This is a genomic window from Marinitoga sp. 1138 (genome assembly GCF_013363265.1).
GTDB lineage: Bacteria > Thermotogota > Thermotogae > Petrotogales > Petrotogaceae > Marinitoga > Marinitoga piezophila.
In genome coordinates, this window is sequence record NZ_LBFA01000012.1 from 1 (window position 1) to 17,474 (window position 17,474).

General features: G+C 30.4%; 10 protein-coding genes and 1 riboswitch. All 10 genes read right to left on the minus strand.

From position 1 onward, the window contains the following. Positions 1–189: 189 nt before the first annotated feature. The 10 genes from XO11_RS04930 to XO11_RS04975 all read right to left on the minus strand — a co-directional run bounded on the left by XO11_RS04930 (position 190) and on the right by XO11_RS04975 (position 17,334). Positions 190–1,305 (minus strand): KamA family radical SAM protein, encoded by a 1,116-nt coding sequence (locus XO11_RS04930; protein ID WP_014296486.1) that lies wholly within the window; start codon positions 1,303–1,305, stop codon positions 190–192. Between the two features lie 77 nt (positions 1,306–1,382). After that, the gene (locus XO11_RS04935; RefSeq protein ID WP_014296487.1) at positions 1,383–2,153 is read right to left on the minus strand and encodes an ABC transporter ATP-binding protein; all 771 of its coding nucleotides are present in this window, start codon (positions 2,151–2,153) and stop codon (positions 1,383–1,385) included. Next, positions 2,150–3,103, minus strand: coding sequence for an iron ABC transporter permease (locus XO11_RS04940; protein ID WP_171814209.1), 954 nt, complete (start codon positions 3,101–3,103; stop codon positions 2,150–2,152). Before XO11_RS04940 ends, XO11_RS04935 begins: the two co-directional genes overlap by 4 nt. Positions 3,104–3,162: 59 nt before the next feature. Next, on the minus strand, positions 3,163–4,047 hold the full coding sequence (locus XO11_RS04945) for an ABC transporter substrate-binding protein (protein ID WP_175418247.1): 885 nt from the start codon (positions 4,045–4,047) through the stop codon (positions 3,163–3,165). Between the two features lie 52 nt (positions 4,048–4,099). After that, positions 4,100–4,276: riboswitch (cobalamin riboswitch) on the minus strand. Between the two features lie 92 nt (positions 4,277–4,368). Next, entirely contained in the window at positions 4,369–7,734 is a 3,366-nt protein-coding gene (locus tag XO11_RS04950; RefSeq protein ID WP_175418248.1) for a hypothetical protein, read from the minus strand. A 158-nt stretch (positions 7,735–7,892) separates the two neighbouring features. Further along, positions 7,893–12,788 (minus strand): PQQ-binding-like beta-propeller repeat protein, encoded by a 4,896-nt coding sequence (locus tag XO11_RS04955; RefSeq protein WP_175418249.1) that lies wholly within the window; start codon positions 12,786–12,788, stop codon positions 7,893–7,895. Between the two features lie 126 nt (positions 12,789–12,914). Then, positions 12,915–14,609 carry a carbon starvation protein A gene (locus XO11_RS04960; protein ID WP_014296492.1) on the minus strand — a complete coding sequence of 565 codons (1,695 nt, stop codon included), beginning with the start codon at positions 14,607–14,609 and terminating at the stop codon, positions 12,915–12,917. A gap of 112 nt (positions 14,610–14,721) precedes the next feature. Further along, the gene (locus XO11_RS04965) at positions 14,722–15,417 is read right to left on the minus strand and encodes a LytR/AlgR family response regulator transcription factor (RefSeq protein WP_368494357.1); all 696 of its coding nucleotides are present in this window, start codon (positions 15,415–15,417) and stop codon (positions 14,722–14,724) included. After that, the gene (locus tag XO11_RS04970) at positions 15,401–17,065 is read right to left on the minus strand and encodes a LytS/YhcK type 5TM receptor domain-containing protein (RefSeq protein ID WP_175418251.1); all 1,665 of its coding nucleotides are present in this window, start codon (positions 17,063–17,065) and stop codon (positions 15,401–15,403) included. The genes XO11_RS04965 and XO11_RS04970 overlap by 17 nt, the downstream gene beginning before the upstream one ends. Further along, positions 17,059–17,334: a hypothetical protein gene (locus XO11_RS04975; RefSeq protein WP_014296495.1), complete on the minus strand. Its 276-nt coding sequence runs from the start codon at positions 17,332–17,334 to the stop codon at positions 17,059–17,061. Before XO11_RS04975 ends, XO11_RS04970 begins: the two co-directional genes overlap by 7 nt. Positions 17,335–17,474: the final 140 nt, after the last annotated feature.

Genomic DNA, 17,474 nt, shown 5'->3' on the forward strand with positions numbered 1-17,474 from the left:
AATCACACGGATGTGATTTTGAGTGAAGACGAACATGGACGTGAGTCTGCAACGGCCGGCGGGAACGAGAATTTTTGAGGATTAGAATTTTCTACCGTTTGAGCGATTATTATTATTTCTATTTTCAAATAATACATATACAATAGATATAATAAAATCCCCGGTTATAAAAAATAACCGGGGATTTTATTATGGTTGTGGATTTTCAACAACGAATTCTTCAACAAGTTCCTTATAATCATCAAGCCAATATGCATTTGGATTTCTTTTATATACCATAAACTTACCTGCATTATTAGGATCATGTGCCCTTTGATATCTAAAGATAATATGCTCTTTTGTAAGTCCTGCAACTTCAATTTTACCTGTTTCATGAGACATAGCAAATTTAGCTCTCTTAGCAAGTCCAGAAACATTCATAATAGCCTTTAAGAAAATTTGATATCCTTCTTCAACAGGCACTGCAAATGGTTTATTACCAGCAACAGGTCTTCCCTGAAATACATAATATGGTGGAACACCTATAAATGAAAGCTTTTTAAACAATGCTTCCAATGTCTTATAATCAGCATTTACACCTTTAATTAACGGTGTCTGGTTGGCTAAAATTGCTCCTGCTTTTAATAACATATTTACAGCTTTAATTGCTACATCAGTTATTTCATTTGGATGATTAAACTGTGTCATAATATATATCTTCTTTTCATCAGTTGAATATTTTTTAATCATTTCAATTAATTTTGGATCGTCAATAATTCTATGTGGATTAAATGCAACCATCTTTGATCCAATTCTTATAATCTGAACATGTTCAATTTCTCTAATCTGTTTTATAATATTTTCCAGCTTTTCAGTTGCAAGCAATAATGGATCTCCACCTGTTAATAATACATTTGTTATTTCCTTATGTTGTCTTATATATTCAAGGTCTTCACTTACATCTCTAACAACCTCTGCACCAACATTTATAAACAATCTTTTTCTAAAACAGAATCTACAAAAACCTCCACATACATCATTTACCAAAAGCAAAGCTGTATCTCTATATTTATGCTGCAATCCTTTGCTTATGGTATATGACTTCTCATTGGATGCATCTAATCTTCCCCATTCTTCCAATTCACCCATTTGCGGAATTATCAAATTCCTTATAGGATCATTGGGATCCTCCCAATTAATTAATCCAAGATAATAATCATTTGCTCTAAATTTGTATTTTTCAGTTACTTTTTTTAACTGTTCTTTCTCTTCCTGTGATAATTGTTCCACCTGATCAATTTTTACTAAATACTTTACCTTACTCAATTCATCCTCCTCCTTTCGTTCTTTTTGTATAAATATAACTCAATTCTATTATATCAAATTTCACAATTTTTATCAAATTAATACTCAAAAATCACCTGTGGCTTATTTTTGAAAGGATGCTCCACAATAAAACATTCTATATCAAAAATTTCTTTCATTATTTTCCTGGTAATTACTTTTTCAGGCGTTCCTGAATACTTTATTTCACCATTTTTTAAAATATATATTCTATCAGAATACAATGATGCAATATTAATATCGTGGAATATTGCCAGTATTCCTTTATTATTTTCTACAACTTCATTTTTCACCATTCTTATTAATTGCTGGGTAAATCCTGGATCTATTTGAGAAACAAATTCATCAAGTAATAAAATATCGGTCTGTTGAACCAGAGCACGCGTTAACATCACGCGTTGCTTTTCACCACCACTTAAATAATTATATACTCTATTCTTAAAAACATATGTATTTGTTTTTTTCATTGTTTCTTCCATTACTTTGTTATTTTCCTCAACTGATACTAAACCCGCATATGGAATTCTTCCAGAAGAAATAATATCTTCCACTTTAAAATCAAATGATGTAAAGAATTCCTGTGGAACAACAGCAATCTTTTTAAACAATTCTTTTTTGGAATATTCATAAATAGATTTATTTTCAACATATATATTCCCTTTCATTGGTTTTTCTAAACCAGTTAAAAGTTTTAATATAGTTGTTTTCCCTGAACCATTTGGCCCTATTATAGAAACAAATTCACCTTTTTCAAGATACATTTCAGAAATATTCAATTTAAAATGATTGTTATATGAAAAGATAAGATCTTTTATCTTTAAAATACTCATATCTTTCTTCCTCTTTTCATGATAATTATGAATATAGGAGCCCCTACTATAGAAGTAGTTACACCAATTGGAAGCTCTGTAGGTCTAAAAAGGTATCTTGAAAACAAATCGGCAAACCCGAGAAATATTCCTCCATAAATAATAGATCCCAATGTTGAATATCTAATTCCAGGACCTGTTAATTTCCTCACCAGATGTGGAATTATCAAACCTACAAAACCTATAATCCCTGCTTTGGAAACAACAACAGCAACTGCAAAAACATTAATTAAAAGTACTAAAATTTTTATTTTCTCGGGATTAACTCCAGAATAAACCGAAATATCGTCTCCCATTGCTACCACTTCAATTTTTTTATGAAATACAAAATTCACAGTAATTTGTAAAATCAAAAAAAACAATAGAAGATATAAATCTCCCCAGACTATATTTCCTGTACTTCCCATTAGCCAGAAGTTTATATGCAATAAATTTTGCCAGAATAAAACTGTCAATAATGTCGAAACTGAATTAAATGTAAATCCAACAATCACACCACTTAAAATTAAAGATATAACAGGAATTTTTTTCCCTTCTTTTGCTAATAAAAAGGTAATAAATGTTGCTATAATCGCTGAAATAAATGAAAACATCTCTATTCCAAAAGGTAATTCAAGACCATATACACTTTTTAAAGCGGTGTATAATATAGCTCCAAAACTTGCCCCTGAAGAAATACCAATAATAAACGGATCTGCAAGTGGATTTTTTATTATCATTTGAAAATCATTCCCTGCAACGGCAAGTATTGCCCCTATAAGCAATGTTCCTAAAACACGCGGCAATCTTAAATTAAATATTATTCTATTGTATAATGTATTTTCAGATAAATTAAAAAATCCTTTTATTACCTCAACAAATGGAATATTTATAGTTCCAAGTGAAACAAAAAGAATTATAGAAAAAAACACTAAAACAATTCCAGAAATCAGGTAAAAAATCGGGGAAGTTTTCCCCGATTTAATTAATTTCATCTATTTTCACTGAAGAGTTTATTTAGCTCTCCCAATAAGTCTATTAATCCTGTATTTGGTAAAGAAGCCTTATTTCCGTCTATGATAAATACTTTCTTGTTTTTTACAGCTTTTATATCTTTAAATTGTTCAGCATTCATAATTAAATCATATGCTCCTTTATCCCCAGGATAATATGAAGGAACAAGAATTATATCAGGATCTTCCTTAATTACAAATTCCGGACCCACTGCAAACCATCCATTATTTCCTGTATATGGAGCAGTTACATTAATACCACCAGCATATGCAATTAATTCATTTAAATATGCTCCAGTTCCACATGTCCACATCTGTGAAACACTACCATATGCAGAAAGATATATAACTCTTGGTTTCTCTTTCCATGTAAATGTATTTTTGGCTATATTCAACATTCTCTGTCTTAACTTAAATGAATAATCCTGTGCAGTTTTTTCCTTCCCAAGAATTACACCTACAAGAGATAAATCCCTGAACATTTCATTTAAAGTAGTTGGATTTATAACAAAAGCCTTTATTCCAAATTTTTCAAGCTTTGAAACTTCCCCTTCCTGAAATCCCCCGGTTAATAATACAACATCAGGATTTAAAGATACAATTTTTTCAACATTTAGTGGAACCATATTTCCTATTTTCTCAACATCTGTAATATAGGAATCAAAATCAGTAACTCCAACAACTTTATCCTTAGCACCAAGCTTTACAATAAAATCAGAAATAGCTGGTGCAGCTACAACAATCCTTTCTACCTCTTTATCAAATACAACAACCCTTCCAAGATCATCTACAAGTGTCACAGGTTGAAAAGCAAATGCCATAAAAGATAATAACAACAGCGTTGCCAAAAATACCTTCTTCATCTATAATCCCTCCTATATAAAATCTATTTTCCATCTTCTTTTCGCGAGAAGATGGAACAAATCCCTTTAAAGCAGGTCTCCCGGCTTGTGGATCTTCCTACTCCTGGCGCCTTCCCGGAATATAAACAATTCCAGTGGCGTTACTTTGCCAGTTTCGTCCCCACTCACGGTGGCGCGCCCGCAGCGGATTTTCACCGCTTTCCCTTACACTTTAAAGGAATTTTTATTTACTTTTTATTTTTCGAGTATATTATATCATATAATTTCATGAATATAAAGAACCATAAAAAAACCCCGGGAAAATTCCCGGGGTATAACAGATCAATTTGCAGCTAAACCTTCAAAGTTTAACCAGTTATAATCCTTTTCTAAATCAAGATTGCTATCTAATATTACAAGGCCGTTTTCGCCATCAGATACAACATAATGATCATTAGTTCCATCATTTACCTTTTCCACAAACGTTGTATTTCCCTGAGTATCATAAGAATTTTCTACGTAATTTCCATCACTGTCTGAATCATTGCTTGCACCTATATTTCTTGCATCCGCATCACCGAGTTTTGTTGGATCAGAAACCTTCATAATTATTACACCTTTATTTCCTGCAGATAATATAAGCGTATCTGTGCCATCTAAGGTTATATCTGTAATAAATGCATCATCAAATCTTGAACTTCCCAATTCAGTTAATTCTTTAGTAGTTGAATCAAACTCAAAAACCTTTATACCTTCTGAACCAGCAGCGACATATATATAATCCTCAGTTGCACTTTTGTTTGCACGTTCAAGATCAAAAATATTACTATCTACATTTGCATTATTTTTAGTATCTGTTGGACTTCCCGCATCTGAAATATCATAAATTCCTATTTCATCAGATTGTGCAACTATCAAACAATTTCCTGTTGCTATAACAGAATCTGTAACTATTTTATTGCCAGAAACTGAGACTCTTTTTACAAAATCATAACTTCCACTATTTTCATAAACATTTAATCCTCCACTACCGGAACTTACATAAACAACTGTTGAACCTATAGTTACGTTATAAGCTTCTCCTAAAATAGGTAAACTCTTTAGTTTAGTAAGATTTCCATTTGAAGTATCAAATTTTAATACATCTACACCATAACTTCCTTTGGATACAAAAATATTTGTTAATTGTGTAGCTTCAACACTCTTTGCAATTCCATCAAGTTGTATTGATGCTGTTGACTTTGCAGTTGTAAAGGATAATGTTGTTGCATCTAAAATATTTACTCCATTTTCTGAATCAGCTACAATAATATAATTTTCCAATGTTTTTGTGGCTTTTGCTACAGCCCCATTATCCAATGTATTAATTTTTTCCATAGTATCAATATTTAAGATTAATAATCCATATCTCTTATTTCCAGCAAATAAAGTTCCACCATCGATAAGTATATTACCTACATAATAAATACCGCTATCATATTTTGAATCTTCGCTTAATGTATTTCCATCTAATTTTATAACTCCATTTGTTCCTGCAGCTATATATACATAACCGTCTTTATAACTAACATCATATGCTTCCATACTTGCATTTGCAACCTCTGAAGGATTTGCTGGATCTGAAATATCTACCTTATATACTCCTCCGCTTCCCGCAGCAACATATGCATAATTTCCGTCAACATATACATTTAATGCACCGCTTATTTCATAACTCCCCACTTCTGTTGGGCTATTAATATTGCTAATATCTACAATATGCAATCCATCATTTGCAGCAACATATACATAATCTCCAGATTGGTACAATCCTCTTACATCTGAAGAACCTAAAATACTTGAAACATAAGTTAATTCTCCTGCACTATTATCAAAATGCAATATCTGTAATCCTTCTGTTGATGCTGCAACCAGAATATATGCCTTTGTAGATGGACTTGTTACAGTTGTTTCAAGAACATCATATGCAGTACTTCCAAAATAATAAGAATCTGTTTTCTTTGCTAATGCTGAACTTGATGGTGTATATTCATAAACTGCTACTCCGTTATTTCCATCTGCAACAGCTATATATTCTTTACTGTCAAATTCAAATTTAGATAAATTATATACATAACCATCTGTATCTACTGAATTTGCAACAGTTGCTGGAGTTGAAGCAGAAGTATCAGAAATATCAATTACAAATATTCCTTCATATCCTCCTGCTACAAACAATGTATCCAGACTTGAAGTAGTAAATTCATATGCTCCTGTTTCTGAAGGTAACCACGCCGAATCATTACCATCGTATACCTTTACTCTCCAATAATAGGTTCTGCCTCTATCTAATTTATCCACTCCTAAGATTCTAAGAATATCAATTTTATTATTTGTAGATGTTGCGCAGTATTTATTTTCCTTACCAAGATTATTCTCATTTGTATCAATATAGACAGTATAAGTCAATTCATCTCCATTTTCATCTGTTGCTTTAGGAAAAATTACTTCTTTAGTATCAATACTAACATTTTGCGCTTTATCCGCTGGACTTATGCTTGGACTATCTGTAAATTTCGGTTTAGAATTTTCAACAGGAACTCTCTTATTATAATTTCTTGCAAAGATAATAAAATCCTCTATTCCTATTTTCCCATCCTTAAAAGCTACACTATAAATATTTTTATCAACCCAATCCTTAACAGGTGCAATTTCTGCAGGATATATATCACATTGTGTTGAGTACAATGTATCTCCTTGCTGTGTTCCATAATGTTTTACAAAAATAAGAAAATCACTCAAATCAACTTTATCATTTCTTTCATCAACACTCGTATCTTCATTATCAAAATCACCTAAAAGAACAGGATTATAAACAACTATATCTCCAGGATATACATCATAATTAATATCTTCACCACCTGCATCTTTTGCACTTAGATTCTTTATTGTAATCTGTCCTGAAGTCTTTGGCAAATCTCCCTGACCCACTAATTTTAATTCCAACACATCTTCATCTTCAAAATTCATTCTAATTTTTTCTCCTTTTTTATTTTTTTCTTCTTTTACTAGCGAAATTCTTAATCCATTTGGAATTTCTTTAACTATCATTTGAGGAGCATTCCCACTACCAATATATTCCACTGTTGCATTTGTTGTATCATCAAATTTTACGATATTATTTGAAGGTAATATAACGTCAAATTCCAGAGCAAGCGTATCAGAAATTCCTTTCATGTGAATAGCAACAGTTGCTGGATCACCTGATTTTATTGCAAGGTTATCTGTAACCGATATGCCATCTTCAAATGGATCTGAAGCTTTTGTGATAACGCGTTTACTTTTTTCATCATAAAATGCAGCTTCTGTTTCCAACTTGTCTGTTTCAAGGTTTAGATATTTTCTTTTTAATGTAAATAGCTTTTCACCTTTGGTTATATCTCTTTGAGCTTTAGAAAATAATACAATTGTTTTATTATCCATTGGTTTAATTATAGCTATTGAATTATCTTTATCATATAAAAATGCATCTTCTGGTATTTTTTTATTGATCACTATTTCAATAGCTGAAGCATTTACATTAGAATAAAAATTGTAATTTGATGCCAGAGTTACGCTGACTTCATCGGTATTCAACGATGAAACAGGAATTCTTTTAAAACAACTACTCAACAGGATAATTATCATTATCCCCAACAGGATTACAAATCCTTTCCGTTTAATATTCATAATTTCACCTCCATGTGGTTTATATTCCATCCAATCTGATTATCGTCCTTTTTTTGAATATCTTTAATGTTATTTTTTATTAATATGATATTATATTAGACTTAAAATTATCTTTTTTGGTTCAATAAAAAAAATAACAACGCCTCTTTAAGGCGCTGTTATTGTATTAAAACCTTACCTACATCAGATATATCAATATCCAGATAGTTATCTATTCCCGATGCAAACTTTGTGTTATCTGTAAATCTAAGTTCTGTTTCTCCAGGAGTTCCAATTGCTTTAAAGGTAAGTTGTAATATATCACTATTATTTATACTAAAGGTTCCTCCTAAGGATAAAATAGATATGCTTATTTTTCCATTTGAAATGCTTATAAGTAATCCTTTACCAGTTAATTCTCCTATACCTTTTATATCGTTTTCTGTAATGGATAGTTTAGCCGGATCATATGTAATTTCTATATCACATGCCTGAATATTTTCTATAACCTGCCCGTGTATTATCACATTACCTTTAGACCCTGATTGTATCGTTGTATCTTTAAAATAAAGCTTTGGAACTAATGGTCCTGTATCTTCTTTTATTGTGAATGAATAGGTATCGCTTGATGTTTCTCCACCCTTTCCATCCTTCGCAACTACTTTCCAGTAATATGTTGCTCCAGTTTGAAGATTGGATACACTTAATGATGTATTGGCCAAATTTGTTTTATATGGTGTTGAAAGATTTGGATCTGTTGATAAATATACATCATATGTTAGTGAATCGCCATCAGGATCACTACAACTCCACTGTAAGGTTATATCCGGTTCAATATCTGTTGCATTGTTCTGTGGCGAAAGCAATACAGGCTTATCAGGCGGCGTATTTTGTTGTAAAGCAGTTGTAAATGAATATGTTTTACTTGATGTCTCTCCACCTTTTCCGTCTTTTGCAACTACTTTCCAGTAATATGTTTTACCTGAATCAAGAGTTACTGTATAATCGGTATTTGTATAGTCGCTTTCTTTTGGTGTTGTAAATTGCTGCGAATCTGAGATATATATATCATATTTTAACGTATCTCCATCCGGATCGTTTCCCTGCCATTTTAATGTTACTGTTGTAGGAATATTTTCTGCTTTATCTGCTGGTTCAAGCAACTCTGGTTCTAATGGTGGATTATTTTCATTGGATGATTCTGTTATTGTAAATACCCACAATGGCCCTGAGGTTATATTTCCTTCGCTATCTTTTGCTATTACTTTCCAATAATATGTTCCTGGAACCAAATTTGTAATTTCATAATTTTTAGCAGTTATATTTTTTGCTTTTAATCCAGGCTCCTGTACATTTCCAAAATACAAGTCATAAGTTACGCTGTCTCCATCTGGATCATATGATTCCCATTTCAAAGTAAGTGTCTTTAAACTTAATGTACTTTTATCTGCCGGGTATGGATTATATGGCTTTATTGGAGGTCTATTGTCCGGCATTGTGATTAAGTTTGCATGAATATTTCCGGTATGTTTTCTATCTCCAAGATATATTGGCCATCCTGAATCTTTCAGCTCTATTGAATCGCCATATACTCCATAAATGAACCCATTTAACGTTCCAAAAACTATAACACCATTTTCATCTATATTTGGTGATGATTTTAATTTTAACTGCGTTTCCTCCGTATCCTGATACGTCCACTCTTCAGTAGAGTTTATTACCCTAAAACTTTTTTTACCGCCTAAATATTTATATTCTCCTGTAAGAGTAACATTATATAATTGTTCATTATATAAATCTTTTTCCAGAATATCAGTTATATAGTAATATTTATAAAGATATCCACTTTCGCCTACAAATACTATTGAATTATCTGTATCAACTACTATACTTCCTGTAATTACTTCATCTAATTCTTTTTCAAATATTTTATTTCCATACAAATCATATCCATATATTTTTTTCTCTTTTGTTCCAAAATATATGTTTCCATTTTTATCCATGGATAAATCTGTTGAAATCTGTTGAGCAAAGGATATTTTAAACAATTCTTCTCCTGTATTGCTGGATAATCCATACAGGAATTGTCCAATACCTAAATACAGGTTATTTCCATTAACTACTATATTTGTAGTTGCATTACCAAATAATTCTTTTTTCCATATTTCGTTGCCAAACGCTCCAAATTTATACAATATACCTGTATCCGTTACTACGAATATTTCTCCATTCACTCCAATAGACACAGGCTTTGATATAGGACCTTCCAACTCTGTTTTTTCATATAACGTGCCATCTGGATTTATTATATATAACTCACCTAATTCATCACCTATAATTATTTGATTAATTGGATTTAACACCACAGGAGCTTTTATAAAGCCTTCTGTATTATATTTCCATATTATATTCCCATAGGTATCCAATGCATATATTGCTCCGTCTGATGTTGAAAAATAAATTGTATTATCTTCAGAAATTGCAGGCGATTGAATTGCACTACCTATATATTTTTTAAATTTTAAATCTGCGGGCTTTAAAATTGTTTTAAAAGAATATATATCGCTTTCTGTTTCAAATTCTCCATCAGAAGCTATAATTTTCCAATAATATCTTTTATTATTTTCAAGTGTAATGTTAAAATATGTAGCTTCGGTTGTACCAATAGCCTGTAATTCTTCATTTTCCTGAGCAAGATATATAGTATATTTCAAAGGATCATCTTCTGGATCTTCGCCTTTCCAGGAGAGTGTTACTTTTATAGGAACCTCTGTTCTTTGATTCTCAGGATAAATTAACACAGGTTTCTCAGGTTGATGATTATTTCTACTATATAGATTTCTATTATGCTCTGAATTTTTTCCGTCTTGACACCATATATTATCTGTAGCCTCTTCTGAGGGAATTATAGATAATGCATATAAATTATTCTGAGAAATTCCCAATAGCAATCCATCATTAAAAGATGAGGATAATATTTCTCCAAATTCATCTTTATTATTTGTAGATTCAAAGTTTTTGTATATTCCGTTTTTCGTAAAAATATATATATTATTTCCATGAATTATTTTGCTCTTATTGTACAAATTAGCAATAGAATAACTTGCTTTAAGTTTTCCGGATTTTGAAATTTTAAATATTTTAGAATTTCCGGAAACATAAACATACTCTCCATCATAAATTCCTTCACCATATATATTATCACTTAAAGTTATTTCCCAATTTTCATCTCCTTCCTGTGTATAACTATATAATTTCTCACCTGTTGCAAAATACAAATTATAATTTTCATCAGAAATAATAGAACCTGTCAATTTATTTGATAAATCAATTTCACAAAGTACCTTGCCAAGTGGTTTTGTAATTATAATTTTCCCACTATTTTCATAATTACCCGAAATCACCATTTTACCATTTTCAATTATCGTTAATGGGGCTATTGGTTCAATTTCATATATTTTATTAAATTTTACTGTATCTCTAGAAAGATCATAAGCTACTATATTACCATTTTTAACTGTAATATAAAGTGTATTTTGACCTGCTGTTAAACCTATAATAGTATCTGATATTTCCAGAGATATTGTTTTTTGAATAATGAATTTACTTAAATCAATTACCTTTATTTCACCATTTTCAGAAGGAATATATAAAATTCCGTTATAAATAATACCACCAGGTAAAAGGCCTTCAACTTCTATGATATTATTTTCTGAAGAATCTGTATTTAATTTATATATTTTATCATTTGTTATAACATAAATTTTTTCATCATAGATAAACATATCTTTTATATCTTCTATTTCTTTTTGCCATTCAAGGGAAACGGGCTCTTTTGTTGTTTTTATTTTATACACTTCACTCCAGCTTTTCTCACCATAAGGATCTTCTGACATTACTTTTAGATAATATACCTTATTCTTTTCAAGAGATATATCATAGTATGTATCTTCAAGATTTGTGGCAATTGGAGATAAGTACATTGGATTATTCCCCATATAAAGTGAGAATTTCAATTTATCATTATCTTTATCCACTCCATTCCAATTTAATCTGATATTATCCGGAATTATTGAATTGTTTTTTGGATATATAAATTCCGGATTTTCAGGTGTTTGATTTACATCCTGAACTATTATATTTAAAACTCCCAGTGAATTTTCTTTTGTATCCGATACCACTATCTGTTCCTGAATTTGTTTTGTTAAATCTGGATGTTTTACAAAATCATAATCTGGTTTGAATATATACTTACTTCTTTCAATCATTGCACCTTTATTATTTGTTAATATATGGTATTCTATTGGATCGTTTTCTCTATCGTATACAAAATTTTTCAAATCCAATTCAAATTTTTCATTTTCTTTTATCACAAATGTTTTAGCGGGAAAGTCAACAACAGGAGGTGTATTGTCATCTGTTTTGAATGTCCATATATCTGATGTTTCACTTGCACCCATTGAATCAAAAACTACTACTTTCCAATAATATTTTGTATTTAACTTTAAATCTTTTACGGTATATTCTGTTTTTGTAAGATATGTTGCAATCGGTGTTATAAGCGATGTAGATTCATCAAGATAAAGATTGTAATAAACATTATCTCCATCAAAATCCACACTTTTAATCCATTGAAACTTTATTTCATATGGAAAAACTTCTTCTGCACCATCTCTTGGATTTATTAAAAAAGTTTTAGTTGGAGGATTTTTATTGATTTTTTCAATTCTAAATTCAATAATTTTTCTATCTAAATTCCCTTTTTTATCTACTGCTTCAAGTTTCCATGAATATGTTTTATCTTCATCAAGGGATAAATTAATTTCTGTTTCTGTATATTCCTTAATATCTTTTATTACCTTTTTATCAGTATTGGAAAATAAATAAAAATTATAATACAGAAGATCATTATCAGGATCTTCTGCCTTCCAGGAAAATTTAACTTCTTTATCAGTTAAAGATTCGCCATTTTGTGGAGTCATCTCCAATATTTTCGGGGGATTGTTTTTAAATATACATCCCTGAAAGAGAAAAAGCATCAGTAATATAATTATAAGATTTAAAATTTTCTTCATTTCAATTCCTCCAATTTTCTATACTATCTCTAAATTATTATTCTATATTATATATCGATTATCCCCCAAAAATAATAACAAATAAAAAAGGCAACCATTTAAGGTTGCCTAAAATACTTTATAACATTAAATTTCTTCTTCTACTTCTTCCAGATCTTTTTTACCTGCACGGGCGATAGCTATAAATCCTTCTACAAAAATCCAGAGAGCTATAATGAGAGTAGCAACTGTAATGAATATTAATAAGCTATTATTACTTGCTATAAATTTCTTTAAGTTTAATACTGTTGCATATAATGTCATAACCATCATAAATAACATTGGTAATCCTGTAATCCATATTGGCTTTTTCTTCTGTGCAAGATATACAGTACCAATAAGCAATGCTAGACTGGCAAGTAACTGATTTAAAGCACCAAATACTGGCCAGAGAATTAAAGCACCTTTACCGTCTCCAGTTGACAATGCTAATCCCATTGCTGCAAGAATCACTATTGCTGTTGCAACATATCTATTTTCAAGAGGTTTAACTATGATTTTTCCTTCTTTATTTGAGAATAATTCCTGCAATGCAAATCTTTGAATTCTTGTTGATGAATCCATTGTTGTACCAGCAAATGAAACAATAAATACAGCCATTATTGTTTTTGCAAGGTCAAGAGGAATACCATAAGAGTTCATAAGATTTGCTGAACCATTGATAACTGCTGATAATTTTGCACCAAGACCGCTTGCTGCTGCCCATGATGAATAATGTGATGTAAATGCTTCAACGCCTCCACCATTCATACCAAGACCTGCAGTTACTGCAATAATAACAATTGTTGCAAGAACTCCTTCTAAAATCATTCCGCCGTAACCAATCATCTGAGCATCTGTTTCTTTTTCCAATTGTTTAACTGTAGTTCCTGAAGCAGCTAAACTATGGAACCCTGATATTGCACCACAGGCTATTGTTATGAAAAGAATTGGGAATATAGGTGGTGCATCTGGAACTGTCTGAAATGCAGGAGCAACGATTTTTGGATGTCCAATAATTACTCCAAGAACCAATAATCCCATAGCAATTAATAATTCATGTGAGTTTATATAATCCCTTGGCTGCAATAACTTATGAACAGGCATAGTTGAAGCGATGAAAACATATGCCATCAATATATAAATCCATGTAATTATTGCATTTCCACCAAGTTTTATAGGCATAACAACACCTATGCCAATAGTTACATACATTAAAATAACAGCAATTATTGAATAAAGTGTATCGTTTTTACCTTTGTTATAAATCATATAACTTAACCACATGGCAATAGGTATTTCCATCCATACTGGAAATACTGACTGTGGATACATATTAAACAACAATGCAACAATAAGTCCAAATACTGCCAGAACTATCCATAATAAGAACTGGATTAAAATCAAGAATATCTTTGCTGTTCTTTCGTTAATTAAATTACCTGTTAATTCACCTATAGTTTTACCCTGATTTCTTGCTGAAACTACAAGTGATGTAAAATCATGTACTGCACCCATAAATATAGAACCAAAGAATACCCAGATAAATGCAGGTACCCAACCCCAAATAACACCTATTGCTGGACCAACTATTGGGCCTGTTCCTGCAATAGTTGTAAAGTGGTGTCCCAATAAAATATGTTTTTTAGTAGGAACATAGTCAACACCATCTTCAAATTCCTTTGAAGGTACCGGGTTGTTGTCGTTAAGACCGAAAATCTTTTTTGCTATCCATTTGCCATATGTGTTATAGGCCAACCAATAACCTACAAATGCTAAAATAGCCAACAATAACGAATTCACTAAAAATACCCCCTTTCAATTTTTAAACTATACCATTATAAAAATATCATACAATATTCATCTTTTTCGACAAAAGTAAAAAAAAATGCCCCAAACGGGCAAATTTCTAAACTCAAAGATTTAAAATTTTCTTGACATGCCTCAAATATGTTTTACCTATTGGTAATATTTTTTTATTTTTCAATTCCAGAGAAGATAGTTCTTTTATATATTTTTCTATATAATCAAGATTCACAATATACGATTTATGAATCCTTACAAAATTTTTTGGCAAATTTTTTGATAATTCTGAAAATTTTCTAAAATGCTTAAGTATATATTCATTATCAAATGTAAATACATGTATTGTTTTGTCAAAATATTCAAAATAATATATATCCTTAAAATCAAGAAATATTATTTCTTTTTCATCTTCAACAGCCAATTTTGTAGTTTTGTTTTCTGTGTTGGTAAATAATTGTTTTATTCTATTTATTGTCTCAATAAAACGCTCTTCTGAGACAGGTTTTGTTATGTAATCAAGAGCATTAACCTCAAATGCATCTACAGCATATTCGGAATATGCTGTTACAAAAACTATTTTATGCTGATTTAAGTATTTCGCTGCTTTTATTCCATTCATTTTTGGAAGTTCTATGTCTAAAAATATAACGTGAATTTCATTATTCTTTGATTTTTTCATAAACTCTTCAATGCTTTCATAACAACCAACAATATTAAAATCACTCATTTCATGTATTAAGTCCTTTAATGACTCTCTTGCATAATATTCATCATCTATTATAGCCACATTAATCAATTGTCTCACCTACTTTTTTAGGTATCTTTATTTCCACAGTAGTCCCACCAAACAATCCACTTTTTATTGAGAAATTATAATCATCATTATACAGGGATTTTAGTCTATTTTCTATTAATGTCAACCCCTTACCCTTTTTTCTCGAATTCAACATACCCTTTCCATCATCTTCCACATAAATATAAAAACTATTTTCTTTTTCTAAAAATCGTATATTTATGTTTAGAATAGTCTCTTTCATTCCATGTTTTATTGAGTTTTCTACAATAGGTTGAAGTATAAAAGGTGGAACAAGTATTTCACTGTATTTTTCATAATCTTCAACATTATAATTTATTTTATCCTTAAATCTTAATTTCATTAATGAAAGATAATTTTTAGTAAACGTCAATTCCTTATTAAGAGTAACATATGTGCTATTCTCATATAAAGTATATCTTAGAAGCTCTGATAAATTATCTATAAATTTATTTACCTTTTCAGGCTCTTTCTTTGAAATATATTTTATAGCATTTAATGTGTTAAATAAGAAATGTGGACTTAAATTCGCCATTAATTCTCGCAATTTCTCCTCTGTTGCCATTTTTAATTCTTCATTGATTTTGGCAGTTGATATTATTAATGAAAGTGTCTGTGCCAGTTTTTTACCAAAGACTATATCTGAATTTTTTATTGTATTATTTCTGGAATAATACAGCTTCAATGTCCCTATTAGTTTCCCTTCTACATTTTCAAGAGGAACTATAATCGCCGAATATAACGGACAATTAGGATATGGGCAATTAATTCCCTTTTTCCCAACTATCTTTAATCCCTGACCGCTTTTTATTACTTTTTTTGTAGCCTCTGTCTTTATTGGTATTCCAGAATAATGATGGTCATCACCTATCCCAACATGAGCTAATATTTTCTTTTTATCTGTTAATGCAACAGCTTCAAAAGAAGTATTATCAAGTATTGTCTTTGCAATCTCTCTTGCGCTTCGTTCAGTGAATCCGTCTTTTATTGTATTCAAAGACCTTTCCATTATTACAAAAATTGAGTTTATAGCATTTTCCGTTGTATATTCCAGCTTTTCTTCCATATTAATTATCATGAAATTAAGGAATGAAACACCTAAAGCATTTGTGATAACCATTGGGAATAATATATTAAAGGTTATATTATAAGCTACCTCGAAAGGTTTTACCATTAATAACACATAGGTTAAATGTATAATCTCTATTACCGCTGTATAAAACAAAGTTCTAAAAAAGGTAAAATGTTTTCTTCCATAATATTGAGATATAAAACCACTAATTAAACCTGCTGATATTGTTCCAAAAAAACATGGAACAGCGGTAATTCCGCCTAAAAACAATCTAAACGTCGCTGCAATTATGCCAGCTACCAATCCTCCTGGCATTCCACCAATCATTCCAGAAAGAATAACGCCTATATCTCTATAATTTACAATTGCACCATTATACGGAATTCCAAAAATTGTTCCAAGAATCCCTAAAAATCCTCCAATTATTCCAAGAATAAGCTTATTTTTGACAACAAGAGTATTGCCAAAAATCTTTTTTATAAAATATGTCTGCATTATAATATAGGTAATAACAAGAATAAGTGAAACCCTTTCAAGCAATAAAAAACTTATGCTATCCTTCAACATGGATCCCTCATCATTGCTCTATCTCCAAAATCTCCAAGATCTTTAATTTCTGAATCAGTAAGTTCTTTGTTTTTTCTTTTAGCTTCTTTATAAAAATTCAATGTTTCAATGATTTCTACAAAATCCATTTCATCAAGCATTTCTTTTGCCTTCCCCTGAGGCGCCTTTGATACAAATACATAAATTTTTTCATACTTATCTTTTATCTTATTTATACTTCTAACGTCTATAACTCCTATACCAAAACCATATAACACTAAGCTCTTCAATGTTATCCCCCCTCAAAATCTTTTTATTAATTTCATCTATATTATTATACCACTTACAAAACTTTTTATGTAATTTTCAATTAACATTAAAAGAGTATAATAATATTGAACAATTTTAAAAATATAATCAATACAAAAAT

Excerpts from the sequence above, each read along its gene's own strand:
- XO11_RS04955 (WP_175418249.1), bottom strand. The coding sequence starts at position 12,788 with ATGAAGAAAATTTTAAATCTTATAATTATATTACTGATGCTTTTTCTC.
- XO11_RS04970 (WP_175418251.1), bottom strand. The coding sequence starts at position 17,065 with ATGTTGAAGGATAGCATAAGTTTTTTATTGCTTGAAAGGGTTTCACTT.
- XO11_RS04935 (WP_014296487.1), bottom strand. The coding sequence starts at position 2,153 with ATGAGTATTTTAAAGATAAAAGATCTTATCTTTTCATATAACAATCAT.
- XO11_RS04945 (WP_175418247.1), bottom strand. The coding sequence starts at position 4,047 with ATGAAGAAGGTATTTTTGGCAACGCTGTTGTTATTATCTTTTATGGCA.
- XO11_RS04950 (WP_175418248.1), bottom strand. The coding sequence starts at position 7,734 with ATGAATATTAAACGGAAAGGATTTGTAATCCTGTTGGGGATAATGATA.